Origin of the sequence: Mesorhizobium vachelliae (genome assembly GCF_033977325.1) — a bacterium.
GTDB lineage: Bacteria > Pseudomonadota > Alphaproteobacteria > Rhizobiales > Rhizobiaceae > Mesorhizobium > Mesorhizobium vachelliae.
On sequence record NZ_JAVIIR010000003.1, the window covers coordinates 59,136 to 81,551 of the forward strand.

Here is a 22,416-nt window from a genome sequence, read left to right on the forward strand (position 1 = left end):
CGCGCTGCATGGCAAAGGACGGCCTCCCTCCGTCGTCTTCGATTGGTCGAACGCTAATCTAAACGTTTCGAATGTGTCAAGCGCCTATCTGTTAACTGAGGATTGATGCATTTCAATTCTTGCGAAAAATGGCGGCTTTACGTAGGTTCTGTCGAATAGGGGCGGCTAAACGTTTCGAAAATGACGGTGTCAGGGCGGAAAAAACAGCGGAAATCCACGGCGCCGACCATGCTGCACGTAGCCGAGGCGGCGCGCGTGTCGGTGGCCACCGTGTCGGCATTGCTGAACGGCACGGCAACCGTCAGTCCCGAGCTCACGCAACGCATCGAGCAGGCGATCCGCGACATCGGCTACAAGCGCAATGCCATTGCCCGCAGCCTGAAGATGGGCACCACCCGCACCATCGGGCTCACCGTGCCGCACATCACCAACCCGTTCTTCACCGATGTCGTCTCGGTCATCCAGCAGGCGTTCGACCGCGCCGGCTATGCCGTCATGCTGTGCTGCACCGACGAGGACTTGAACACGCAGGACGAACAGATCCGGCTTTTGCTCGACCGCATGGTCGACGGGCTGATCGTGGCGCGCGTCGGCGACGGCGGCATCCTGAAGGGCATCGTCGAGGACGCCAATGTGCCGGTGGTGCTGCTCGATCGTCTCTGCGAAGGCGTCGACACCGACGCGGTGGTGCTGGACAACCAGCGCGCCGTGTTCGACGCCGTCACCTATCTGATCCACCTTGGTCACCGCCGCATCGGCTACATCACCGGCACCTCCGACATATCGCCCATGCACGACCGCATGATCGGCTACCGAGAGGCGCTGCAGGCGGCCGGCCTGCCGGTGGCGGAAGAGCTCATACGCTCCGGCAATTTCCACGAGATCGACGGCTACAACGCCACCATGCAGCTCTTGTCGCTGCACGACCGGCCGAGCGCGATCTTCTCGGCGAACAATCCGATGGTGATCGGCACCATGAAGGCGATCCGCGACATCGGCCTCAGCTGTCCCGAGGACATTTCGGTCGCCTGTTTCGACGATTTTCCGTGGTCGGACGTGTTCGTGCCGCAGCTGACCACCGTGGCGCAGCCGGTGCAGGCGATCGGCGAGCAGGCGGCGAACCTCCTCCTCGACCGGCTGGCCGGCAATCGGGATGCGCCGCCGCGCAAGCTTGTGCTGAAGGGCCGGCTGATGATCCGCAATTCCTGCCGTCCGCTGGGCGCGCTCGCGCAGAGCGTCAGCGCGTAGCCGGGGCGCCGCGCCGGCCGACGATCAGCCGACCGGGACCACGGAAACCTTGGCAACCGAAGCATCCGGGATTAGGAATATGACGAGATGCGGCTGATCGCCGGCACGAGCGCCGGCTTGAGGCATGCGCGCGCAATCGGTCCTGATCGGGGTATTTGCCGGGATGCTCGCATTCTGCGGCTGCACCACCGGCGGTGCATTGCAGACTTCTCCCTCTGCCTATGGCGGCATCACCGACGCCGGTTTCCGCATCCCGCCGGTTCCGATCTACAAGGTCGACCAGAAGTTCCGTCGGCAGACGGTGGCTTACGCGACCGACGAAGCGCCCGGGACCATCATTGTCGATACAGGGGCGAAGTTCCTGTACTATGTGCTGGGAGATGGCCAGGCGATGCGCTACGGCATCGGCGTTGGCAAAGCGGGCTTCGAGTGGCATGGCACTGCGCATGTTGCGAGGAAGCGCGAATGGCCGGATTGGACGGCGCCGTCCCAGATGATCGTGCGTGAGCGCGATAAAGGCCACGTCATACCGGCCCATATGGAGGCCGGACTTATGAATCCGCTCGGGGCGCGGGCGCTTTATCTCTTCAACGAGAAGGGTGACACCGGATATCGCCTGCACGGCAGCCCCGAATGGTGGTCCATCGGCAAAGCCGTGTCGGCGGGCTGCATTCGCCTGATGAACCAGGACGTCATCGATCTCTACGACCGCGCCGATATCGGCACCAAGGTGATCGTTATGTAGACGCGGCGTTTCCGAAGGCTCCCGTGCAAAGCATGCGCAGCTTCGGGAAGATGTTCCTGCCGCCTGCGATCACTTGCGTTCCCTGGCGGATGACGGTCTTGGGGTCAGGCTTCAGCACCGTGCCGCCGGCCTCTTCGACCAGCAGCATGCCGGCCAGGCAATCCCAGGCGTTCATGTGCTCCTCGAGATAGCCGAGCAGCCGTCCGGACGCCGCATAGGCAAGCATCAGCGCTCCTGAAGCATTGCGGTAGAAGACGCCGCCCTCGCCCAATATCAAGGTGATGAGAATGACGACATTCTTGGTCGAGGCGCGGTTGGAGAGACCGGTGCCTACCGAGCCCTCGGACAACGACGCCGCATTGCTGGTCTTGATCGGCTTGCCGTTTAGGAAGGCGCCGCCGCCAAGGCGGGCGTAGAACGTCTCGTCGGTCGAGGGTTCGTGGATGACGCCGACCACCGTCTCGCCGTTCCTGGCACAGGCGATCACCACGCACCAGGCGGGAATGCCGCGCACGAAATTGGCGGTACCGTCGATCGGATCGATCACCCAGACATGACCGGTTGTGCCGGTGACCGCCGCATGCTCCTCGCCGACGATGCCGTCTTGCGGATAAGCTTCGGCGATCGCGGCGCGGATGAACAGCTCGACCTCGCGGTCGGCCTCGGAAACCAGGTCCTGATGGCCCTTGCTCTCGATGGTCAGATTGTCGAGGTCGCGAAAATATTTGAGCCCCAGCTCGCCGGCGCGCTGCGCCAGGTCGATGGCAAAATGCATGCGGTCGTCGAGGTCATGGGTCACGGGCAGGCTCGCGCTTGGGCAGGGAAGCCTGCCCTTACCAGACCAATATGTCAGGCAAAAGCCATGGCGCCGTCAGGCCGCCTTCGACATCGATTTGTGCACCTCGGCGAGGATCTCGAAGGAACGCACGCGCGCCGCGTGGTCGAAGCACTGCGCCGTCACCATCAACTCGTCGGCGCCGGTGCGGCGGATGAAGGCGTCGATGCCCTGGCGCACGGTATCCGGCGAGCCGACCACGGCGCAGGACAGCGCCTGGGCAAGCATGGTCTTCGCGACGGAATCGAGATCGCGGTCGTAATTCTCGACCGGCGGCGGCAATTGTCCAGGCCGGCCGCTGCGCAGATTGACGAAGGCCTGCTGCAGCGAGCTGAACAGAAGCTTGGCCTCGGCGTCCGTCGGTGCGGCAAAGACATTGAGGCCGAGCATCACATAGGGCTTGTCGAGCTGCGCGGAGGGCTGGAAGCGCGTGCGGTAGACCTCCAGCGCGTGGTCGAGCTCGGCCGGCGCGAAATGCGAGGCAAACGCATAGGGCAGGCCGAGCAATGCGGCGAGCTGCGCGCCATAGAGGCTGGAGCCAAGGATCCAGACCGGCACGCTCTGGCCTTCGCCGGGCACGGCGCGGATGCGCTGTCCCTCCTCGGCCGGCTGGAAGTAGCCCATCAGCTCGACCACGTCCTGCGGGAAATTGTCGGCGCTTTCGAGGTTGCGCCGCAGCGCCCGCGCGGTCAGCATGTCGGTGCCCGGCGCGCGGCCGAGGCCGAGGTCGATGCGGCCGGGGAAAAGCGCGGCCAGCGTGCCGAACTGCTCGGCGATCACCAGCGGCGCATGGTTGGGCAGCATGATGCCGCCGGCGCCGACGCGGATCGACTTGGTGCCGCCGGCGACATGGGCGATCACGACGGATGTCGCCGCGCTCGCAATGCCCGGCATGTTGTGGTGCTCGGCCAGCCAATAGCGCCGGTAGCCCAGGCGCTCGGCATGGCGGGCGAGGTCGAGCGAATTGGCAAGCGACTGCGAGGCGGTGCTGCCTTGCGCGATCGGCGACAGGTCGAGAACCGAAAGGTCCGTCATTGGTCAGGTCTCCACGATGCGTTTTTCCCGCAGCCTCGCCTCGAAGGCGGCGCGGTCGGGAATGACGATGGCGAGCTGGTTCTCCAGCACGTCGGCGAGCTCGGCGGCCGTCGGGATCTCGCGCTGCTCGCTGCGGCCGCCGACATGATGCGTCGACAGCCGGTTGTTGCGCAGCGCATGGCGCCGGTCGGGCAAAGCGAGCGCGGCCACCAGCGTCGACAGAAAATGCGAGCTTGGATGCGTCGAGAGGAAATGGCTGGCGACCCCGTAGTCGACCTCATAGGCCCGGCTCATGTCGAAACGGTAGAGCGTGCGCCAATCGCTGCCGACATCGGTGCCGCCGATGTCGGCCTGCAGGCGGAATTGTCCGCCGGTCTCGACGAGGCGGAAGGTTTCGTGCGGCGTCCGCTGCTCCAGCCCGGGTTCCAGAAGCAGCGGCGCCGTCAGCGTCAGGCCGCCGAAGCCGACATCGGCAATATAAGCGCGGCCGCCAAGCTCGATGCGCAGCAGCATATGGCTGCGCGCGGTGACAGCGTCATTCGGCTGGCCCCAGAGCACGCGGGCGGCAAGTCCGCCCACGGTGAAGCCCAGCGCCTTGAGCGCGTGCATGAAGATCAGATTGTGCTCGAAGCAATAGCCGCCACGACCCTGGCGAAAAATCTTGTCCTGCAGCGAAGCGACGTCGAGGCCGACCGAAACGCCCATCAAGGCATCGATGTTCTCGAACGGGATCGCCCGCGGGTGGACGGCGTGCAGCGCCTGCAGCGTGGCGAGCGAGGCGTCGGTCGGTCCGCCGTAACCGATGCGGGCAAAATAGCCATCGAGATCGAAGTCGCTCATTCAGGGACAGGTCCGGCTTGACCGGTCCGATATAGGCACTGGTCCCCGGTGTCGCAAACAATGGCCAAGGTTTGGGATTGGGCCAGCGTCAGGGCGTGGATTTGTGATTGTTTTCGGCGGGCTCGTCCTCGATGGCCATGGACTGTTGCGCCGCCAGGAAGTTGCCTACCGGGCTCAGGCTTTCGAAATGGTCGCAGAAAACCTTGATGACGACCAGCAGCGGCACCGCCATCAGCGCGCCGACGAAGCCCCACAGCCATGACCAGAAGGCGATGGCGATGAAGATCGCCACGGCATTGATCTCAAGGCGCCGCCCGACCACCGTCGGCGTCACGAACTGGCCTTCGACGACGTCGCACAACAGCACGAAGGCCGGCGCCAGCAGCGCATAGGCGATCGTGTCAAAGCTGATCAGGGCCATGATCGCAACGAGCACGATGGTCATCAGCGCGCCGACATAAGGCAGGAAATTGAGCAATGCCGCCGTCACGCCCCAGACCAGCGGGTTGGGCATGCCGAGCCCCCAGAGGCCCAGCCCGATCACCGTGCCCAAGCCGGCATTGATGATGGAGACCGTGAGCAGATAGTGCGAGATCTCGCGCTCGACGTCATAGACGACACGCAGCGCCCGCTTCTTCCGGGTCATGCTGGCGAAGGACTGGACGATCTTCTCATAGAACAGCGTGCCGGAGGCGAGCAGGAACAGCGACAGCACGAAGACGATGGTGATCGAGGTGCCGGCTTCCAGGATGTTGCTGGCCGCCGTGGACAGGATGCCGGACGGCGCGATCGCGACCTTCTGCACTCCCGGCTCCTGCGAGGTCTCGGTCAGCGCTTCCAGCTGATGCGCGAGATCCATCACCCGTTCGAGCGGCCGCCTGAACGGCGCCAGCCGTTCTGTCAGCTGCTGGCCGATCGAATAGGAGTTGTTGATGAGGTCGATGACCGGGCCGCTGAGCAGATAGCCGGCGGCGACGAAAATGAAGATCGACAGCAGCACCAGCAGCGTCGCCGAAGCAACCTCCGGGATGCCGCGCTTGCGCAGAAAACGCACGATCGGCGTCAGCGTCAGCGCCAGCAGGAAGGCGAGCACCACAGGCATGAAGAAGGCACGGGCGAAATAGAGCGCTGCGATCGTCATCAGAATGAAGATACCGATAACCAGCGACCGCATCAGGCGCATATCCGCCCGCGCCTCGGCGCGCGTGTCAGGGCTTTCGGCAACGCTCGCGCCCGAAGCGATCGGTTCGGCTTTCATCGGTTCCCCTTGCGGGCCCGCCACCCGGCAATGCATGGCAGGCGTCCGTTCGAAACGCGGGAGTTCCGGGCAAGGTTCCATGAGCCGGCTCATCGCTCATGCGGCCGCTATTACATGACGTGTAATTGAGCGGCCGGATCGGCCGGGCCTAATACGGACAGGCTTTCACGACGACAGAGCGAGAAAGCCGCGCGGCGAGAGCCTCGTCCGCGATCAATCCGATTTTGCAAGAGGACGTTACAATGCAAAGGTTCAACCTTCAGACGATCGGGTCGGCGCCCGAAAAATCCAGGCCTGCGCTCAAGGCATTGGAAGAGAAGTTCGGCTTTCTTCCGAACGTCATGGCGACGATGGCCAACAATCCGGTGCTTCTCAACGGGTTCGTCGCTGCCTTCGGCAGCTTTCACGGCGGCAGCTTCGACGAGATCGAGAAGCAGGTGCTGCTGCTGACCAACGCAGTCACCATCAAGTGCCCCTGGACCGTTGCCGCGCATTCGACATTCGCCATCGAGGATGGGATCGCCGAAAGCGAGGTCAACGCGATCCGCCAGGGCAGGCTGCCGAAGGACCCGAAATACGCCGCGCTGTCGGCGCTGACGAAGGCGTTGATCGAGAAAAAGGGAAACGTCGGCGATGCCGACATCGATGCGTTCACCGCGGCGGGTTATTCGAAGGCTCAGATTCTGGAAGTGGTGACCGGCGTCGGCGTTTCGACGATGGCGGCGACCACGACCAACATGGCGGGCACGCCGATCGAGGAGCGCTTCCGGGCGCAGGCCTGGTCTCCGGTCGCCGTGGCGGCCTGAGAGGCGTAAAAACAGAGACCTGGAGCACGACGCACTTCAGGGTGTTTGACGGCGCACGGATCGGCGACATCACTGCGCCGTCAAAACTTGGGCCGGGTTGAAGCGTATCGCGGCGACGATGCGCGAGGATTATGGATCATGAAACCGTCAAACCTCAGGACAGGCATGACGCCCGATCTGGGTGTGCTCTTGCGCTATTGGCGCGATTTGCGCGGCACAAGCCAGCTCGACCTGTCGCTTGATACCGGCATCTCCCAGCGGCAGATCAGCTTCATCGAAAGCGGCCGCAGCGTTCCGAACCGTGAGACCTTGATGGCCATCGCCCGGGCGCTCGACGTGCCTTTACGCGAGCGCAACACATTGCTGCTCGCCGCCGGCTATGCGCCGATGTTTTCCGAAAGCGCGTGGGACTCCGTGGAAATGAAAAACGTGACCGATGCCCTGAAGCGTATCTTGCGGCAGCACGAGCCCTTTCCGGCGGTGGTGATGGATCGCTACTGGAACGTGCTCATGGCCAATGACTCCGCGCCACGCTTTTTCGGCCGCTTCATCGACATGTCCGCCCGCCATGCACCGCGCAACATGTTGCATCTGATGTTCGATCCGAAGGGCATGCGTCCGTTCATTGCCAATTGGCCCGATGTCGCCAGGAGCCTGTTCGAGCGCATCTATCGCGAATCGATCGGCCGCGTTCTCGACGAGAAGACGAAGACGCTACTGGCGGAATTGCTCGCCTATCCGGATGTGAAAAGCGAGTGGAAAAATCCCGTGGCTCTGAGCTTCATGCCGGTCATTCCGCTAGGCTTCGTCAAGGATGGCAAGGTCCTCAATTACTTTTCGATGGTCACCACGGTGGGGACGCCGCAAACCGTCGCCGCCCAGGAGCTGCGCGTCGAGTGCATGTTCCCCGCCGATGAGGCGACCGAGGCGCTTCACACCGAATGGTGGCCGCCGGGCATCCCGTAACATCGACGGCCAGGCTTCGCGAACCGGCCTTCCGCTCAGGCGGCGGGCGCCGCGGCTTTGGCAGTCTCCTTGCGCACGATCGGCGCCACCTTGGTGCCGTAGAGCTCGATCGCCTTCATGATCTTGGCGTGCGGCATAGTGCCGATGGCCATCTGCAGCAGGAAGCGGTCGTTGCCGAAGATCTTGTGCTGGGCGACGATCTTTTCCGCCACCTGCTCGGGGCTGCCCACGAAGAGGGCCCCACCGGGACCCCGAGCCTGATCAAAATGGGCGCGCGAGGTCGGACCCCAGCCGCGCTCACGGCCGATGCGGTTCATCACCTCGGCCTGCGGCCCGTAGAAATCGTCGGCCGCCTGCTCGGTCGTCCCGGCGATGAAGCCGTGCACGTTGATGCTGGTGGCGAGGCTGGCCGGATCGGTGCCGGCGCGCTTTGCCGCCTCGCGATAGATATCGAACAGCGGCGCGAAACGCGCCGGCTCGCCGCCGATGATGGCTAAAGCCAGCGGCAGGCCGAGCACGCCCGCGCGGGCCGCGGATTGCGGCGTGCCGCCGATGGCGATCCAGATCGGCAGCTTTTCCTGCAACGGGCGCGGATAGACGCCGCGGCCGTTGATCGGCGCGCGCAGCTTGCCCTGCCACGTCACCTTCACCTGGTCGCGGATGGCAAGCAACAGGTCGAGCTTTTCGGCGAAGAGCTCGTCATAGTCCTCGAGATTGTAGCCGAACAGCGGGAAGGATTCGATGAAGGAGCCGCGCCCGGCCATGATCTCGGCGCGGCCGTCGGACAGAAGGTCGAGTGTGGCGAATTGCTGGAAGACGCGCACCGGATCGTCGGAGGAGAGCACGGTGACCGCGCTGGTGAGGCGGATGCGCTTCGTGCGCTCGGCCGCCGCGGCCAGCGCCACGACCGGCGCCGAGGCGGCATAATCGGGGCGGTGATGCTCGCCGAGGCCGAACACGTCGAGGCCGACCTGGTCGGCCAGCTCGATTTCCTCGACGAGGTTGCGCAAGCGCTCATGCGGACCGATCGCGCCGGGACCCGGCTCCGGGCTGACATCGGCGAAAGTGTAGAGACCGAGTTCCATCTGGTTTATCCTGAGGTGCCCATATGGGTGTTGCTTGTCGCCAGTAGAGGTAGCCATCTACCGTTCTGCCCGCCAGAGGTGCGATCTGTGAACAGTGCATCGCGCGTTGCCGGCCGTATCCCTGCGGCAACAAGCCCGGATTTTTCATGGCTGGCATACCGTTTTGGCGCTTGAACTCGCCGCTTTCGCGCGTATGTAAGCGTCGCGAATAGACTGCAGGGAAGTGCACTTGGCTATCTACAGGGAAAAAGACATTTTCGAGCGGCGCAATGCCGCGAACGAGGCAAAGAAGGCGCTCTTGGAGCGCTTCAAGGCAAAGCCGGCGGCGGATGATCCGGCCGTGCTGGCCCGCCAGGCCGAACGCAAGGCTATCCTCGAGGCCCGCGCCATCCGCGAGGCCGAAAAGGCAAGACTGAAGCAGGAAAAGCTGGCGCGTGAAGCAGCCGAGAAGGCCGAGCGCGAGGCGATTGCCGAAGCGGCGCGCCTTGCGGCGGAAGCGGCGGCGGCCGAAGAGGCCAAGCGCCGCGAGGCTGAGGAAGCCGAGCGCATCGCGGTCGAGCTTGCCGACGAGGCCGCGCGCAAGGCCAAGCGTGACGCACGCTATGCCGCCCGCAAGGCACGTGTCGGCAGGACGCCTCCGGGCTTCTCCGCCCGCTAAGTTCGGGCCCGCTAAGTTCGGGCCCACCGAGTTCGGGTTTGCCGGAAAATAAAGTCAGGGTCGCCGAAAGCGGCCCTGAACGCGTTTGTGCCTGGAAATGCTCAGGCGACCAGCTTCAGGCCGACGATGCCGCAGACGATCAGACCGATGCAGGCGAGCCGCACAGCGGTCGCCGGTTCGCCGAGCAGCCAGATGCCGAGCAGCGCCGTGCCGACGGTGCCGATGCCGGTCCACACCGCATAGGCCGTGCCGACGGGCAGCGTCTTCAGCGCCAGACCGAGCAGGCCGAGGCTGACGATCATCGAGGCGATGGTAAGAAGGGTCGGCAGCGGTCTGGAGAAGCCGTCGGTATATTTGAGGCCGATCGCCCAGCCGATCTCGAACAGGCCGGCGAAGAAAAGAAAGATCCAGGACATCAAAGCGCTCCGTCATTCCAGCATCGTGAGATGCTGGGTGTGGCGGGTCGTCCCGGCCGGTTCTGAGGGGAAGCGAGGCCGTCCTCGCCCCTTTGATATAGGGTGCCCTTTCCCCCGATCAACAAAACACCGGCAGCATTGTCATGCCGCCGGTTCAAGCCTTCATTGAGCCGGGTTCGACCGGATCCGGCCGCTTACTTTTCCTTGATGCGCATCGCCTTGACCGGCGGCGCCTTCGGAGCCGGGGCCGCGGCGGGCTTTTTCGCGTCCTTCTTCGGCTTGCGGGCTTCCTTGCCCGCCTTCATCGCACCTTTAGCCATGATTCGCTCCTCCGATTGTGGACGTGCAAGTGAAACAAGAGAAATGCTGGACCGCAAGAGGCTGTGCCGCTTTGCGAAGCCGGCCGGCCGGCTGTCAACCGATTTTCCGGGCGCGACGCCGGTGCGAAACCTCGCATGGGCTGGCGCATTGTCTGTGGAGCTTCACCGGGCGGGGCGCTAAGCTCGGGCTCGGCGGCAGGTCGGAGATCGGATGGCGGGACATAGCGGATCGAGACGAGTGATCTACGCCGCTCTTGCCGGCAATTTGGCGATCGCGCTCACCAAATTCGCGGCAGCGGCCTTCACCGGCTCGTCCGCCATGCTGTCGGAAGGCGTGCATTCGCTGGTCGACACAGGCAACGGGACGCTGCTCCTCTACGGCATGCGCCGCGCCGAGCAGCCGCCCGACCGCACCCACCCGCTCGGCCACGGACGCGAGCTCTATTTCTGGAGCTTCATCGTCGCGCTTCTGGTGTTCGCGCTCGGCGCCGGCGTGTCCTTCTACGAGGGCGTCATCCACATCATGGCGCCCGAACCGGTCGTCAACGCCAAGGTCAACTACATCGTGCTTGGCCTCTTCGAGGGCAGCTCATGGCTGGTCGCGCTGAAGGAGTTTCGGCAGCAGAAGGGCAGGCAAGGCTGGTTCCAGGCGGTGCGCCGCAGCAAGGATCCCAGCGTCTACACGGTGCTGTTCGAGGACAGCGCCGCGCTGCTCGGGCTCATCGTCGCCTTCGCCGGCATCCTGTCCGCCGAACTCCTGGAGATTCCCGAGCTCGACGGCGTCGGCTCGATCGGCATTGCGATCATTCTCGGGGCGACGGCGGTCTTCCTGGCGCGCGAGAGCAAGGGGTTGCTCATGGGCGAGCCGGCCTCCCCGGAAGTGCAGCGCCAGGTTCTGGCGATCGCCGAGGAGGATCCGGCGGTGCAGCGGGCGAACGGCATATTGAGCGTCCATATCGGCCCCGAGGAGATCGTCGCGGGCTTGAGCATCGAATTCGAGGATCATCTCACCGCGCCCGAGATCGAAGCCTGCGTCGAGCGCCTGGAGGCAAGGCTCCAGAAGGAAATGCCGCAAATCTCCAAGCTCTTCGTCAAGCCGCAAGCCACTGGCACATGGGAGCAGCGGCGAAAGGCTATCGCCGAGGCTTCCGACGGGAGTTAGGTTGAACGCAGCGAACTTTATGAGGAGACAGGCGATGAAGATCGACGGCGGATGCCATTGCGGCGCGATCACCTATGAGGCGGAAGTCGATCCGGAAAAGACCTCGATCTGCCACGCACGGACTGCCAGCAACTGACCGGGACGGCCTTTCGCGTCTCGGTGCGGGTGCCGGAGGAAGACTACCGCATCACCAAGGGCGAGCCGAAGGTCTATATCAAGACCGGATCAAGCGGCGCAAAGCGGGCGCAGGGCTTTTGCGGCGATTGCGGCTCGCATCTCTATGCCACCTCGGTCGGCGATGGGCCGAAAGTCTACGGAATCAGGGTCGGCACGTCGCGCCAGCGCGACCAGCTGGTGCCGAGGACGCAATACTGGCACCGCTCCGCGCTGCACTGGCTGCCGGAATTCGAGGGTACCAGGGTGGTCGAGGAACAGTAGGGCTACGCGGTCGGAGAAGGCTGCCCTGAAACCTGGGGAATGCATTCCGGGAAAAGTGTGAGCGGTGGGGCTCGGGGTTCGCCGTAGCCTTCCGTCTGGAATGCATCAAAAGCAAAGAGATAGAGCGGTTAGCCGTTTTCGTGAAACGGTAAACCGCTCCAGCAGGAGTCCGCTGTCGCTTGTTGAGCGTGTCGACAGGCGCCTGTGCATGATGTTGAACCGCAAGGCGGACAGAAGCGCAGGACCGCCCCTTCACCCCAAGAGCGTCTTCGTCCTTTTGTTGCCGCCCAGCTTGCGCCAGGTGTTGAAGCGGTGGGTGGCGGCGGCGAAGGATATCTTCATCTGCTGGGACACCGTGTAGCGCGACTTGCCTTCGTCGAACATGCGGTAGCAGCACTCCGCACCTTCCTCGGTCAGCTTGCCGTCCGGCGTCTTGTTGTGCGGATTGGCCGGGTCGAATTTTTCGAGCTGTTCCTCGACAAGACCTTTCAGGCGCAGCAGGTCGGCCTCGATGCTGGCGATGAGATCGAGAACCGGTTTGGCGTCAAATGCGTGCGGTGGCTTCTTGTCCGTCATGCCGGGCTTCCTTCAATTTCGGTTGTTGCCAGTTTATATAGGCTAACATTTGGTGATAATGAAGGGTCGACCGGGTAACGCAGGATCACTCTTTCGCGCGCGGAACCATGCCGTTCGCAATTGACGTTGGCCAGCCAAGATCCTAGTTTAGAACTATTCTAAACTAGAGTGATCCCATCATGCTTTCCCGTGTTTTCGGCTTCGGCCGCCGTTCCTTCGATTCGCTGTCGGAGCAGGAGATCCTGGCGCTGGCGATCTCTTCCGAGGAGGATGACGGGCGCATCTACCGCGCCTATGCCGATGGCCTGGCGCAGGACTTTCCGCAATCGGCAAAGGTGTTCGAGGCGATGGCCGAGGAGGAGGACGGCCACCGCGACTCGCTCATCGAGCTTTACCGCAAGCGCTTCGGCGAACGCATCCCGCTGCTGCGGCGCGAGCACGTCAAAGGCTATTTCGAGCGCAAGCCCGACTGGCTGGTGAAGCCGCTCGGCATCGAGCATGTGCGGCGGCAGGCCGAGGAAATGGAGCGGCAGGCCTATCGCTTCTATGTCGAGGCGGCCAAGCGCACCACCGATGCCTCGACGCGAAAGCTGCTCGACGATCTCGCCGTGGCCGAGCAGGGCCACGAGAGCTCGGCGCACGAACTGGAGCAGGAGCATGTGCCGGGCACGGTCAAGGTGGAGGAGGCGAGCGCCGAGCAGCGCCAGTTCATCCTCACCTATGTACAGCCCGGCCTGGCCGGATTGATGGACGGGTCGGTGTCGACGCTGGCGCCGATCTTCGCCGCCGCCTTCGCCACCCATGCGACATTCCAGACCTTCCTCGTCGGCCTCGCCGCCTCGATCGGCGCCGGCATCTCGATGGGCTTCACCGAAGTCGCCTCCGACGACGGCAAGCTGTCGGGGCGCGGCTCGCCGATCAAGCGCGGCCTCACCGTCGGCATCATGACGACGCTGGGCGGGCTCGGCCACGCGCTGCCCTATCTCATCCCCTATTTCTGGACGGCGACGATCGTCGCCGCGGTCGTGGTGTTCTTCGAGCTCTGGGCGATCGCCTTCATCCAGAACCGCTACATGCAGACGCCCTTCTGGCGCGCCGCCTTCCAGGTGGTGCTGGGCGGCGCGCTGGTATTCGGGGCGGGCGTGCTGATCGGGAATGCTTAGGAGCCGGCGCCCGCCTTCTCCCCTTATGGGGGGCGCGTCAGCGCCGAGACGGATGAGGGGTGCTCCAGCGGAGTGAGACGTCGGCAAACTTGCCATGTCCTCGGGCGTCGCCAAGCTGGAACACCCCTCACCCGTCGCCTTCGGCGACACCTTCTCCCACAAGGGGAGAAGGGAGAGCCGCGCTTCATCCATTCACCGCCCTGCTATCCACCGGCGCCTCTCGCCTTTCCGTCAGCCCGTAGTCGCGCACGACATGGGCGATACGCAGACGGTAGCCGGCAAAGATTCCATCGCGACCGGTCCGCTGCGCCTGCCGGTGCTCCTCGGTATTGCGCCAGGCTTTCACTGCTTCCTCGTCGCGCCAGAAGGACAGCGACAGCACCCGCTTCGGGTCGGTGAGGCTCTGGAAGCGCTCGACCGAGATAAAGCCGTCGATACTCTCGAGCAGCGGCTTGAGTTCGGCGGCGATGCCGAGATAGGCGTCCCGCTTTCCGTCCGCCGGCTCGACCTCGAAGATGACTGCGATCATGCTTCGATCCCTTCCTTCACGACCACGTTCGTCTGGAACATCTGCCTCGGGCCATGCGGTCCGGACACCAGCTTCAGGAAGACGCGATCCTCCTTCAGGATGAACTTCTCGCGTCGCGCGAATTCGTAGTTTGCCTTGCCGGCCGGGTCGGCGGCAAGCCGGGCGCGATAGGCTTCGTAGGCGGCGAGGCTCTCGATGTTGTAGGCGGCGTAAGCCGTCGTGGCCGAGCCTTCATGCGGGGCATAGTAGCCGATCAGGTCGGCGCCGCAGCGCGGAATGGCCTGGCCCCAGGCGCGCGCATATTGCTCGAAGGCCGCCTTGCCGAACGGGTCGATCTCGTAGCGGATGAAGCAGGTGATGGTCATATCGGTCTCCTCGTCGGTTGGCTCCGAACATCGATGCTTCGACCGCGATCGAAACATCGCTGGCGCGGATGTGATAGGCATTCTCCTGTCAGGAGTATTTGCCCGGGCTGCTTGAGATGGTCTCAGAATAATGCTTCCCTGACAGGAATGCTTCGAGAAGGATCGAACCATGCGTGAAGGACCGGATATCGCCCGCATCGCCAGCCTAGTCGGCGACCCCGCCCGCGCCAATATGCTCACCGCGCTGATGGGCGGCACGGCGCTGACGGCGTCGGAACTGGCGCTGGAAGCCGGCGTGTCGTTGCCCACCGCTTCCTCGCATCTGTCGAAGCTGATGGAGGGCGGCTTGCTCACCTTGGCGAGCCAAGGCCGCCACCGCTATTACGGGCTTGCCAGCCCGCAAGTGGCCGGCATGATCGAGGCGATCATCGGCGTCGCCGAGGCGGTCGGCCCCAAGCGTGTGCGGCCCGGCCCGCGCGACGCGGCCATGCGCGTGGCGCGCGTCTGCTACGATCATCTCGCCGGCGAGCAGGCGGTGGCGATGCTCGACCGGCTGTTCGACAAGAAGCTTTTGCTGCGTGACGACAATGAGATCAGGCTCTCGTCATCCGGCGCGGCGCATTTTTCCGCGCTCGGCATCGAGACTCACGCCAAGGCACGGCGGCCGGTGTGCCGCGCCTGCCTCGACTGGAGCGTGCGGCGCTCGCATCTCGCCGGCACGCTGGGCGCCGCCATCCTCGACAAGATCATCGCCGAGAAATGGGCGCGGCGCGAAAAGGACAGCCGCGCGGTGGTGTTCTCGCCTGGGGGAAGGCGGGAGTTTGAGCGGGTGTTTCTCTCCTGAGCGGACAATTTCGCGCTGCTGGCGGGATAGCATGGCGCATGCATTGTCTATGTAGCGCTGGTCGACCCCCACTCCGGCTCGGCTTCGCCGAGCCACCTCTCCCCCGATCGACGGGGTAGAGGAAGGAGCCAAGCTTTTTGCTGTCGACGCTCGTCCAGCAACGCTCCCTTCCTTTCCCTCCGGAGGGGGGAAAGGTGGCGCTGCGAAGCAGCGACGGATTGGGGGAACCATGTGGCAATCAAGCCTTACGTCGATCAGTCGCGCCAGTCACAGAAGATGTGTGCATAGCGTAGCCGCTTGGGAGGGATGGCCGGCAGGGCCAGAGGGGTGCTGTCCCTCGGCGCTGGAGACTATCCCCTTTTCAACGCCTTCCCCAGCTTGAAGAAATCCTTCCACGGATCGGCCTTCTTCAGCTCGCCCAGCGTCGTCTCATCGCCAAGCGGAAAGGCATTCGGCGCCAAGCCCTTCTCAAGCTCCGGCCAGGTCACCGGCATCGACACCGTCGCACCCTTCTTGGCGCGTGAGGAATAGGGCGCGACCGTGGTCGAGCCGCGGCCGTTGCGCAAATAGTCGACGAAGATCTTTCCGGTGCGCGCCTTCTTCGACAGCGTCGCGGTGTAGCGGTCGGGCGCCGCCTGCTCCAGCGCTCGGGCGAAATCATGGGCGAAGTCCTTGACCTCGTCCCAGTCCGCCGAGGGCTTCAGCGGCACCAGCACGTGATAACCCTTGCCGCCTGAGGTCTTGACGAGGTTCGGCAGCGACAGCTCGTCGAGCTGCTTGTGGATGTCGACCGCCGCTTCGCGCACTTTGGCGACATCGACGCCTTCGTCCGGATCGAGGTCGAAGATGATCTGGTCCGGCTTTTCCAGCTCATCGATCGTCGAGCCCCAGATATGGACCTCGACCACGCCGTATTGGACAAGCGCCGCCAGCCCATCGAAGTCCTTGATATAGAGGATCTCCTCGCCGTCGGTCGGATCCTTCATCCTGGCGATCCTGTCGCTCATGCCGGGCGAGGCGTGTTTCTGGAAGAAGCGCTGGCCGTGGATGCCGTCCGGCGCGCGCACCAGGCTCAGCGGCCGGTTGACGACGAACTGCTCCATGCGCTGCCAGACCAGCGCGTAGTGATCGAGCAGGTCCTGCTTGGAGACTTTTTCGTCGGGCCACAACAGCTTGTCAGGATGCGAGAGCTTTATCGATGTCATTGCCGTTCCGGCCGAGGGTTTCGGCGCGGTCTTCGCGCTCGATTTTGCCCCGGTTTCCGCTTTCTTCGGCTTTTCCTGCACGACTTCCTCCGCCGGCTTGTCCTCGCGAAGCCCCTGGAACGAGGCGTGGCGGATTATACGGTCGGATGTCCAGCTGCGGAACTCCACCTCGCCGACAAGTTCCGGCTTGACGAAGGTGAGGCCCTTGCCCTTGGGCACGGCGGCCGAGAAGGGCGAGGCCCTCGCGGTGAGCCCGTCGAGCTTCTTTTTCAAATCCGTCAATACCTTGCCGGAAAAGCCGGTGCCGACGCGGCCGGCATAGTGCAGCTTGCCGTCCTCATAATAGCCGACGAGAAGCGAGCGCACGCCGCGCCCCGTCTTGTCCGAGGGCAGATAGCCGCCGATGACAAATTCCTGGCGCAGCGTGCATTTCGACTTGATCCAGCTGAGCCCCCGCCCGCTGCGATAGAGCGCGTCGGCGCGTTTCGACACGACGCCTTCCAGACCCATGCGGCAGACATGCTGCAGCATGACCTTGCCCGGCTCATGGAAGTGATCGCTGAAACGCAGCGCCGAGCCTTCAGGCTGCTCGCCGAGCAGTTCGGCCAGCGCCTGCTTGCGCTCGACCAACGGCTCGCGGCGCAAATCCTCGCCATCGAGCCGCATCAGATCGAAGACATAATAGACGAAGCGGTCGGCGCGGCGGGCCGACAAATCGGCCTGCAGCAGCGGGAAGGACGAAGCGCCGCTGTCGGCCAGCACCACGACCTCGCCATCGATGATGGCGTCCCGGCACTTCAATTTGGCCAGCGCGGCGGTGACCGGCCCGTCGAATTTCTCCGTCCAGTCGAGGCCGGCGCGCGTCAGCAGCCTGACCTCGCTGCCAGCGATCTGCGCCTGCATGCGGTAGCCGTCGAACTTCACCTCGTGCAGCCAGTCGTCGCCGCCGGGTGCTTCCTTCTCCAGCGTCGCCAATTGCGGCTCGATGAATTCGAGACGCTTGGCCTGCCGGGCTTTGACCTTGCCGGTGGCCGGCCTGTTCGATTGCCAGACCTTCGGCTTTTCGCCTCTGGCAGCCTTGCCTTCGCCGACCTCCTCGATGGTCAGGCCGGACTTCACCGATTTCGGCTCCTCTTCGAGAACATCCTCGCCAGGCCGGGCGGCGGCGTCATCGGATTTGATCAGCAGCCAGTTGTCGCGCTTCTCGCCGGGGCGGGGCCTCAGCCTGACCAGATGCCAGCGGCCGTTGAGCTTGTGGCCTTCGAGCTCGAAGTTGATATGGCCCTTCTTCATGCCCTGGGCCGGGTCGCCATCCGGCGTCCATCTGCCTTCGTCCCAGACGATGACCGAGCCGCCGCCATACTGGCCCTTCGGAATGGTGCCTTCGAAGGACGCATAATCGATCGGGTGATCCTCAACATGCACGGCCAGCCGCTTCTCATGCGGATCGAGGCTCGGGCCGCGCGTCACCGCCCAGCTCCACAAGACCCCGTCATGCTCGAGGCGGAAATCATAGTGAAGCCGCGTGGCGGCATGCTTCTGGACGACGAAGATGCCGCCGCCCTGCTTTTGTTTGCCGACCTTGCCGGCCGGCTCGGCGGTTTTCCTGAAATCGCGCTTGGCGTGATATTGCTCGAGGCCGGCCATGCCACCACTCTCCTATGCGGATTTGCGCTTCGACGCGGACGTTTTGGCCTTCGGCCGCGGCGCCGTTTTCTTGGATGAAGATTTGTCGGCTTTGCCGCCGCCTTCCGCGTTGAGGCTCCTCTTCAGCGCGTCGAACAGGTTGACCACGTTGGACGGCTTGGGCGGCGCCTTGGCCTTGGGCGCCTTCCTGCCGGCCTTCTTGGCGCGGATCAGCTCGAGCAGCGCTTCCTCGTAGCGGTCGTCGAATTTCGACGGATCGAACTTCGTCTTCTTGCCGTCGATGATGTGCTGGGCGAGGTCGATCATCTCGTCATCGGTCTTCGTCGCCTTGATGCCCTCGAACACCGTCGCCGGCCGGCGCACCGTGTCGTCATAGCGCAAGGTGGTCAGCACCATGCCCTTGCCGAGCGGCTCGATCACTACGGGACGCTCGCGCTGATAGAGCACGATGCGCGCCAGTCCCGCCATCTTCCTGGCCGCCATCGCGTCGCGGATGACGGCGAAGGCCTCTTCGGAGACCTCGTCGGTCGGTGAGACGTAATAAGGCGTGTCGAGGTAGATCTGCTCGATCGAGGATTTCTCGACGAAGCCGTCGAGGCTCATCGTATGCGAGGATTCGATCTCAACCGCCTCGATCTCGTCCTCCTCGATATGGACGAATTCGCCGTCGCTCACTTCATAGCCCTTGATCTCGTCGCCCTCCTCGAGCGGCTTGCCGGTCCCGGCATCGACATAGATGCGCCTGACGGTGTTGCCGGTCTTGCGGTTGAGGATGCGGAACGAGACTTTCTCGGCATGGGTGACGACATTGGTCAGCTCGATGGCGCATGTGACCAGCGACAGTTTGAGATAGCCCTTCCAGGCCGGGCGTGGTGCCATTGTGAGCTCCTGGGCAAACTCCTGCGGCGAGCGCGACGCGATCTTACCGCAACGGGCGGAGGCTTGCTCGGGTTCCGGGAGGAACGGATCCGTGCCGCTGACGGCGAGCAATGAAATTTCGCGGTGCGGCCCGAACGTGAAACAGAAGCGCGGCCAAGCGACATCGGAACGAAACATATGTGATGCAAAAGTCACACGGAACGGAATCGCGACGAAAGGCACCGAAAGACCGCGAATCAGCCGCAATCCGGCCACGATGCAACGACTTTCGGACCAGAAATTAACATCACGTTCACCGACTATTCACGCCTCGACGCTATGCTCTCGAACAATTCGGACGGGACATCCGAAAGCGGGACAGGGACAGGTAAAATGAACTTCTGGAACCACATCGCCGGGTACGCCGCCGCCATTCGCGAATTCGTCGCGCCGACCTATCGGCCGGAGCGCTACTACATGCGCGGCCCGGGTCCGGCTTGCGCGCGCCGCGGTAACTCGCTGGGCGTCAGCGCGAACTGACATGACCCGCCTACGCGCCCACCACAGCCGCATCTGCCGGCCGGCCGCCGACCAGCGCGCCACCACCTATCGCGCCGAGCGCCTCGTGCTCGCCGCCAACTGGCGTGCGACAACGCCGCGACTTTGACGCCGCCGCCAGCTGGCTTAGTGTCTAGAGGCACAAGCAGCAGGGGCCGCGATGATCGACCTGCCCGAACGTCCTGATTTCCCAAGCCAGGCCTATGACGCAAGCCAGCCGCTGATCGTTTTCGACGGCGTCTGCGTGTTCTGCTCGGGCTTCGTCCAGCTCATCCTCAGGCTCGACCGGGAAAAACGCTTCCGCTTCGCCACGGCGCAATCGCCGCTGGGCGAGGCGCTGTTTCGCCGGCACGGCCTGCCGACCGACGATTACGACAGCAACCTCGCCATCATCGACGGCGCCGCCTTCACCAAGCTCGACAGTTTCGTCGCGGTCATGGCCGCGCTCGGCTGGCCATGGCGCGCGGCGAAGGCGCTGCTCATCCTGCCGCGGCCGCTGCGCGACTGGCTCTACGACCGCGTCGCCAGGAACCGCTACGCGCTGTTCGGCCGCAAGGACAGCTGCGAGATACCGTCCGCCGAACTGCGGCAGCGGCTGGTCGGCTAGAGCGTTCGGCGGGGAGCGGCGGATGAAGCTTCTGATCGTCGGCGGTTACGGCACCTTCGGCGGACGCATCATCCAGCTCCTGGAGAATGAGCCGCGCCTCGAACTCATCGTTGCCGGCCGATCGCTCGCCAGGGCCGAGGCTTACTGCAATGCGCGAGGCACGACCAAGGCCAGGCTGGTGCCGGCGACGTTCGACCGCGACGGCGATCTTGCCGCGCAACTTGCCGCCATGCCGCCCGACATCGTCGTCGACGCCAGCGGTCCGTTCCAGGCCTATGGCGAGGGTCGATACAGGCTGGTCGAAGCCTGCATCGGCGCACGTGTTCATTATCTCGACCTCGCCGACGGCTCGGACTTCGTCGCCGGGGTTTCCGCCTTCGATGCGGCTGCGACGGCGGCCGGAATCGTCGTGCTCTCCGGCGTGTCGAGCTTCCCGGTGCTGACGGCGGCGGTGGTGCGGCGCCTTTCGGCCGGCATGGCACGCGTCGAGGGCATTCGCGGCGGCATCGCGCCGTCGCCCTTCGCCGGCGTTGGCGAAAACGTCATCCGCGCCATTGCGGGCTATGCCGGCCGGCCGGTGCGGCTGCTGCGTGGCGGCAGGTCGGCCGAGGGTTATCCGCTCACCGAGCAGATGCGCTATACGATCGCGCCGCCCGGGCGCGTACCGGTGAGGAACACGCTGTTCTCGCTGGTCGACGTGCCGGATTTGCGCGCGCTGCAGGCGCTGTGGCCGGAAGCGAGCACGATCTGGATGGGCGCCGGCCCCGTGCCCGAGCTGCTGCACCGGGCGCTGATCGGCCTGGCCTGGCTGGTGCGCGCCGGCCTGGTGCGGTCCCTGTCTCCGCTGGCACCGCTGATGCACTGGGCGACCAACCGGCTGTCCTGGGGCGAGCATCACGGCGGCATGTTCGTCGAAGTCGAGGGGGCGGACGAGGCAGGCAGGCCGGTCAAGCGGTCCTGGCACCTGTTGGCCGAAGGCGATGACGGGCCGCTGATCCCGTCCATGGCGGTCGAGGCGATCATCCACAAGGCGCTCGACGGCCGCATGCCCGCGCCGGGCGCGCGAGCGGCGACGCGCGACGTCGAGCTGGAGGACTATGAAAAGCTGTTCGCGGGAAAGACGATCCACACCGGCTTCAGGGACGACACCGAGAAGGGGAAGGCGCTCTATCCCGACCTGCTCGGCGATGCCTGGAAGAGCCTGCCGGCAGAGATCCGCGCCATGCATGACGGCACGGCGATGGCGGATGGATACGCCAGCATCGAACGTGGCAGCGGCATGCTCAGCCGGCTTGCCGCGCGCGTGGCCGGCTTCCCGCCTGCTGCCGCCGATGTCCCCATCAAGGTGCGTTTCGTTACCGACGGGCAAGGCGAGACCTGGATCCGCACATTCGGCGCGCACAGCTTTTCGAGCCGGCAGTTCGCCGGACGCGGCCGATCGGAGCGGCTGCTTTGCGAACGCTTCGGCCCGCTCGTCTTCGCCATGGCGCTGGTCGTCGACGGCAACCGGCTTCGGCTCGTTCTGCGCCGCTGGAGCTTTCTCGGCCTGCCGTTGCCGATGTGGCTTCGCCCGCGCTCGGACGCATACGAAACCGTGGAGGACGGCCGCTTCCGCTTCCATGTCGAAATATCGCACCCTGCGGCCGGGCTGATCGTGCGCTATCGTGGCTGGCTGGAACCAGCCTTTAGCGAGACGCCCAAGACAGAGGCGCCCAAGACAATTGCGCAACCTGTCCCGGCGGAATGACAAGCGAGAGGCGGCCTTGCATGGATTGCGGCAAGTGAGAAAATTTTCGACCACCTGTCGAAATCGGCCGATGCCGCACGACATAGGCCGGCACGCGACGATGCTGCCTTTGAGAAACGGGAGAAGACCATGCGATACATGCTTTTGATCTACAATGACGAAGCCGCGATGGCGAACGCTCCGAAGGAGCAGACCCAACAGACGCTGGCGGCCTACGGCGCCTATACCGAGGCGCTGAAGAAATCCGGCGCATACATTGCCGGCGAGCGGCTGCGCCCGACCCAGGCCGCCACCTCGGTGCGGCTGGCCAGCGGCAAGACCAATGTGCTCGACGGCCCCTATGCCGATACCAAGGAGCAATTGGCAGGCTTCTACATGATCGAAGCGGCCGACATCGACACGGCCATCGAATGGGGTGCGCGCTGTCCTGCGTCCTCGACGGGAACGGTAGAGGTGCGGCCGATCTGGGAAGTGGCAGAGTACGTCGCCGCCGCGGAGTGACCCG

At 64.4% G+C, this 22,416-nt stretch carries 25 protein-coding genes and 1 pseudogene; 14 read left to right on the forward strand and 12 right to left on the reverse strand.

Annotation, left to right across the window (positions count from 1 at the left end):
* Positions 1-228: 228 nt before the first annotated feature.
* Together RFM41_RS07080 and RFM41_RS07085 are read left to right on the forward strand one after the other, a co-directional pair.
* Positions 229-1,248 carry a LacI family DNA-binding transcriptional regulator gene (locus RFM41_RS07080; RefSeq protein ID WP_320247970.1) on the forward strand — a complete coding sequence of 340 codons (1,020 nt, stop codon included), beginning with the start codon at positions 229-231 and terminating at the stop codon, positions 1,246-1,248.
* 124 nt (positions 1,249-1,372) lie between these two features.
* On the forward strand, positions 1,373-1,993 hold the full coding sequence (locus RFM41_RS07085) for a L,D-transpeptidase (RefSeq protein ID WP_320247968.1): 621 nt from the start codon (positions 1,373-1,375) through the stop codon (positions 1,991-1,993).
* Here the strand turns inward: RFM41_RS07085 and RFM41_RS07090 are convergent.
* The 4 genes from RFM41_RS07090 to RFM41_RS07105 form a co-directional block, all read right to left on the reverse strand.
* Complete coding sequence (locus RFM41_RS07090) at positions 1,986-2,792, reverse strand: inositol monophosphatase family protein (RefSeq protein WP_320247967.1); 807 nt, start codon at positions 2,790-2,792, stop codon at positions 1,986-1,988. The genes RFM41_RS07085 and RFM41_RS07090 overlap by 8 nt on opposite strands.
* Positions 2,793-2,864: 72 nt before the next feature.
* Complete coding sequence (locus RFM41_RS07095) at positions 2,865-3,863, reverse strand: LLM class flavin-dependent oxidoreductase (protein WP_320247966.1); 999 nt, start codon at positions 3,861-3,863, stop codon at positions 2,865-2,867.
* A 3-nt stretch (positions 3,864-3,866) separates the two neighbouring features.
* Positions 3,867-4,703 carry an arylamine N-acetyltransferase family protein gene (locus tag RFM41_RS07100; RefSeq protein WP_320247964.1) on the reverse strand — a complete coding sequence of 279 codons (837 nt, stop codon included), beginning with the start codon at positions 4,701-4,703 and terminating at the stop codon, positions 3,867-3,869.
* 88 nt (positions 4,704-4,791) lie between these two features.
* The gene (locus RFM41_RS07105; RefSeq protein ID WP_320247963.1) at positions 4,792-5,961 is read right to left on the reverse strand and encodes an AI-2E family transporter; all 1,170 of its coding nucleotides are present in this window, start codon (positions 5,959-5,961) and stop codon (positions 4,792-4,794) included.
* A gap of 242 nt (positions 5,962-6,203) precedes the next feature.
* Between RFM41_RS07105 and RFM41_RS07110 the strand changes: the two genes are divergently transcribed.
* Both RFM41_RS07110 and RFM41_RS07115 read left to right on the forward strand, forming a co-directional pair.
* On the forward strand, positions 6,204-6,767 hold the full coding sequence (locus RFM41_RS07110) for a carboxymuconolactone decarboxylase family protein (RefSeq protein ID WP_320247961.1): 564 nt from the start codon (positions 6,204-6,206) through the stop codon (positions 6,765-6,767).
* A 165-nt stretch (positions 6,768-6,932) separates the two neighbouring features.
* Positions 6,933-7,733 (forward strand): helix-turn-helix domain-containing protein, encoded by an 801-nt coding sequence (locus RFM41_RS07115; protein ID WP_430691520.1) that lies wholly within the window; start codon positions 6,933-6,935, stop codon positions 7,731-7,733.
* A gap of 35 nt (positions 7,734-7,768) precedes the next feature.
* On the opposite strand, the gene RFM41_RS07120 is transcribed toward RFM41_RS07115, so the two are convergent.
* Positions 7,769-8,818, reverse strand: a complete 1,050-nt coding sequence (locus RFM41_RS07120) for an LLM class flavin-dependent oxidoreductase (RefSeq protein WP_320247960.1) — start codon at positions 8,816-8,818, stop codon at positions 7,769-7,771.
* Between the two features lie 229 nt (positions 8,819-9,047).
* Between RFM41_RS07120 and RFM41_RS07125 the strand changes: the two genes are divergently transcribed.
* Positions 9,048-9,476 (forward strand): DUF6481 family protein, encoded by a 429-nt coding sequence (locus RFM41_RS07125; protein ID WP_320247958.1) that lies wholly within the window; start codon positions 9,048-9,050, stop codon positions 9,474-9,476.
* Positions 9,477-9,577: 101 nt separating this feature from the next.
* Here the strand turns inward: RFM41_RS07125 and sugE are convergent, their stop codons facing one another.
* Positions 9,578-9,892 (reverse strand): quaternary ammonium compound efflux SMR transporter SugE, encoded by a 315-nt coding sequence (sugE, locus tag RFM41_RS07130; RefSeq protein ID WP_128258652.1) that lies wholly within the window; start codon positions 9,890-9,892, stop codon positions 9,578-9,580.
* A gap of 194 nt (positions 9,893-10,086) precedes the next feature.
* Positions 10,087-10,212: a hypothetical protein gene (locus RFM41_RS07135; RefSeq protein ID WP_095819016.1), complete on the reverse strand. Its 126-nt coding sequence runs from the start codon at positions 10,210-10,212 to the stop codon at positions 10,087-10,089.
* A 211-nt stretch (positions 10,213-10,423) separates the two neighbouring features.
* On the opposite strand from RFM41_RS07135, the gene RFM41_RS07140 reads away from it, so the two are divergent.
* Both RFM41_RS07140 and RFM41_RS07145 read left to right on the forward strand, forming a co-directional pair.
* On the forward strand, positions 10,424-11,374 hold the full coding sequence (locus RFM41_RS07140; protein WP_320247954.1) for a cation diffusion facilitator family transporter: 951 nt from the start codon (positions 10,424-10,426) through the stop codon (positions 11,372-11,374).
* Between the two features lie 34 nt (positions 11,375-11,408).
* Positions 11,409-11,812: pseudogene (locus tag RFM41_RS07145) on the forward strand (GFA family protein).
* Between the two features lie 252 nt (positions 11,813-12,064).
* Here RFM41_RS07145 and RFM41_RS07150 read toward each other — a convergent pair.
* Positions 12,065-12,388, reverse strand: a complete 324-nt coding sequence (locus RFM41_RS07150; RefSeq protein WP_320247952.1) for a hypothetical protein — start codon at positions 12,386-12,388, stop codon at positions 12,065-12,067.
* Between the two features lie 179 nt (positions 12,389-12,567).
* Between RFM41_RS07150 and mbfA the strand changes: the two genes are divergently transcribed.
* Positions 12,568-13,551 carry an iron exporter MbfA gene (gene mbfA, locus RFM41_RS07155; RefSeq protein ID WP_320247950.1) on the forward strand — a complete coding sequence of 328 codons (984 nt, stop codon included), beginning with the start codon at positions 12,568-12,570 and terminating at the stop codon, positions 13,549-13,551.
* 184 nt (positions 13,552-13,735) lie between these two features.
* On the opposite strand, the gene RFM41_RS07160 is transcribed toward mbfA, so the two are convergent.
* Positions 13,736-14,080, reverse strand: coding sequence for an antibiotic biosynthesis monooxygenase family protein (locus RFM41_RS07160; RefSeq protein WP_320247948.1), 345 nt, complete (start codon positions 14,078-14,080; stop codon positions 13,736-13,738).
* Positions 14,077-14,445, reverse strand: coding sequence for an NIPSNAP family protein (locus RFM41_RS07165; protein ID WP_320247946.1), 369 nt, complete (start codon positions 14,443-14,445; stop codon positions 14,077-14,079). Before RFM41_RS07165 ends, RFM41_RS07160 begins: the two co-directional genes overlap by 4 nt.
* A gap of 169 nt (positions 14,446-14,614) precedes the next feature.
* On the opposite strand from RFM41_RS07165, the gene RFM41_RS07170 reads away from it, so the two are divergent.
* Positions 14,615-15,289 (forward strand): ArsR/SmtB family transcription factor, encoded by a 675-nt coding sequence (locus RFM41_RS07170; protein ID WP_320247944.1) that lies wholly within the window; start codon positions 14,615-14,617, stop codon positions 15,287-15,289.
* 350 nt (positions 15,290-15,639) lie between these two features.
* Here RFM41_RS07170 and ligD read toward each other — a convergent pair whose 3' ends face one another.
* Both ligD and ku read right to left on the reverse strand, forming a co-directional pair.
* The gene (gene ligD, locus RFM41_RS07175) at positions 15,640-18,141 is read right to left on the reverse strand and encodes a DNA ligase D (RefSeq protein WP_320247942.1); all 2,502 of its coding nucleotides are present in this window, start codon (positions 18,139-18,141) and stop codon (positions 15,640-15,642) included.
* Between the two features lie 12 nt (positions 18,142-18,153).
* Positions 18,154-19,020, reverse strand: coding sequence for a non-homologous end joining protein Ku (gene ku, locus RFM41_RS07180; RefSeq protein ID WP_320247940.1), 867 nt, complete (start codon positions 19,018-19,020; stop codon positions 18,154-18,156).
* A gap of 372 nt (positions 19,021-19,392) precedes the next feature.
* On the opposite strand from ku, the gene RFM41_RS07185 reads away from it, so the two are divergent.
* The 5 genes from RFM41_RS07185 to RFM41_RS07205 all read left to right on the forward strand — a co-directional run bounded on the left by RFM41_RS07185 (position 19,393) and on the right by RFM41_RS07205 (position 22,412).
* Entirely contained in the window at positions 19,393-19,539 is a 147-nt protein-coding gene (locus RFM41_RS07185) for a hypothetical protein (protein WP_108702809.1), read from the forward strand.
* Position 19,540: 1 nt separating this feature from the next.
* The gene (locus RFM41_RS07190) at positions 19,541-19,666 is read left to right on the forward strand and encodes a hypothetical protein (RefSeq protein WP_263649576.1); all 126 of its coding nucleotides are present in this window, start codon (positions 19,541-19,543) and stop codon (positions 19,664-19,666) included.
* A gap of 51 nt (positions 19,667-19,717) precedes the next feature.
* Positions 19,718-20,164 carry a thiol-disulfide oxidoreductase DCC family protein gene (locus RFM41_RS07195; RefSeq protein WP_320247937.1) on the forward strand — a complete coding sequence of 149 codons (447 nt, stop codon included), beginning with the start codon at positions 19,718-19,720 and terminating at the stop codon, positions 20,162-20,164.
* A gap of 22 nt (positions 20,165-20,186) precedes the next feature.
* Positions 20,187-21,911, forward strand: coding sequence for a saccharopine dehydrogenase family protein (locus RFM41_RS07200; RefSeq protein ID WP_320247936.1), 1,725 nt, complete (start codon positions 20,187-20,189; stop codon positions 21,909-21,911).
* A gap of 129 nt (positions 21,912-22,040) precedes the next feature.
* Complete coding sequence (locus RFM41_RS07205) at positions 22,041-22,412, forward strand: YciI family protein (protein ID WP_320247934.1); 372 nt, start codon at positions 22,041-22,043, stop codon at positions 22,410-22,412.
* Positions 22,413-22,416: the final 4 nt, after the last annotated feature.

Excerpts from the sequence above, each read along its gene's own strand:
- RFM41_RS07080 (WP_320247970.1), top strand. The coding sequence starts at position 229 with ATGCTGCACGTAGCCGAGGCGGCGCGCGTGTCGGTGGCCACCGTGTCG.
- RFM41_RS07085 (WP_320247968.1), top strand. The coding sequence starts at position 1,373 with ATGCGCGCGCAATCGGTCCTGATCGGGGTATTTGCCGGGATGCTCGCA.
- RFM41_RS07095 (WP_320247966.1), bottom strand. The coding sequence starts at position 3,863 with ATGACGGACCTTTCGGTTCTCGACCTGTCGCCGATCGCGCAAGGCAGC.
- RFM41_RS07100 (WP_320247964.1), bottom strand. The coding sequence starts at position 4,703 with ATGAGCGACTTCGATCTCGATGGCTATTTTGCCCGCATCGGTTACGGC.
- RFM41_RS07105 (WP_320247963.1), bottom strand. The coding sequence starts at position 5,961 with ATGAAAGCCGAACCGATCGCTTCGGGCGCGAGCGTTGCCGAAAGCCCT.
- RFM41_RS07110 (WP_320247961.1), top strand. The coding sequence starts at position 6,204 with ATGCAAAGGTTCAACCTTCAGACGATCGGGTCGGCGCCCGAAAAATCC.
- RFM41_RS07115 (WP_430691520.1), top strand. The coding sequence starts at position 6,933 with ATGACGCCCGATCTGGGTGTGCTCTTGCGCTATTGGCGCGATTTGCGC.
- RFM41_RS07120 (WP_320247960.1), bottom strand. The coding sequence starts at position 8,818 with ATGGAACTCGGTCTCTACACTTTCGCCGATGTCAGCCCGGAGCCGGGT.
- sugE (WP_128258652.1), bottom strand. The coding sequence starts at position 9,892 with ATGTCCTGGATCTTTCTTTTCTTCGCCGGCCTGTTCGAGATCGGCTGG.
- RFM41_RS07135 (WP_095819016.1), bottom strand. The coding sequence starts at position 10,212 with ATGGCTAAAGGTGCGATGAAGGCGGGCAAGGAAGCCCGCAAGCCGAAG.
- RFM41_RS07140 (WP_320247954.1), top strand. The coding sequence starts at position 10,424 with ATGGCGGGACATAGCGGATCGAGACGAGTGATCTACGCCGCTCTTGCC.
- RFM41_RS07150 (WP_320247952.1), bottom strand. The coding sequence starts at position 12,388 with ATGACGGACAAGAAGCCACCGCACGCATTTGACGCCAAACCGGTTCTC.
- mbfA (WP_320247950.1), top strand. The coding sequence starts at position 12,568 with ATGCTTTCCCGTGTTTTCGGCTTCGGCCGCCGTTCCTTCGATTCGCTG.
- RFM41_RS07160 (WP_320247948.1), bottom strand. The coding sequence starts at position 14,080 with ATGATCGCAGTCATCTTCGAGGTCGAGCCGGCGGACGGAAAGCGGGAC.
- RFM41_RS07165 (WP_320247946.1), bottom strand. The coding sequence starts at position 14,445 with ATGACCATCACCTGCTTCATCCGCTACGAGATCGACCCGTTCGGCAAG.
- RFM41_RS07170 (WP_320247944.1), top strand. The coding sequence starts at position 14,615 with ATGCGTGAAGGACCGGATATCGCCCGCATCGCCAGCCTAGTCGGCGAC.
- ligD (WP_320247942.1), bottom strand. The coding sequence starts at position 18,141 with ATGGCCGGCCTCGAGCAATATCACGCCAAGCGCGATTTCAGGAAAACC.
- ku (WP_320247940.1), bottom strand. The coding sequence starts at position 19,020 with ATGGCACCACGCCCGGCCTGGAAGGGCTATCTCAAACTGTCGCTGGTC.
- RFM41_RS07185 (WP_108702809.1), top strand. The coding sequence starts at position 19,393 with ATGAACTTCTGGAACCACATCGCCGGGTACGCCGCCGCCATTCGCGAA.
- RFM41_RS07190 (WP_263649576.1), top strand. The coding sequence starts at position 19,541 with ATGACCCGCCTACGCGCCCACCACAGCCGCATCTGCCGGCCGGCCGCC.
- RFM41_RS07195 (WP_320247937.1), top strand. The coding sequence starts at position 19,718 with ATGATCGACCTGCCCGAACGTCCTGATTTCCCAAGCCAGGCCTATGAC.
- RFM41_RS07200 (WP_320247936.1), top strand. The coding sequence starts at position 20,187 with ATGAAGCTTCTGATCGTCGGCGGTTACGGCACCTTCGGCGGACGCATC.
- RFM41_RS07205 (WP_320247934.1), top strand. The coding sequence starts at position 22,041 with ATGCGATACATGCTTTTGATCTACAATGACGAAGCCGCGATGGCGAAC.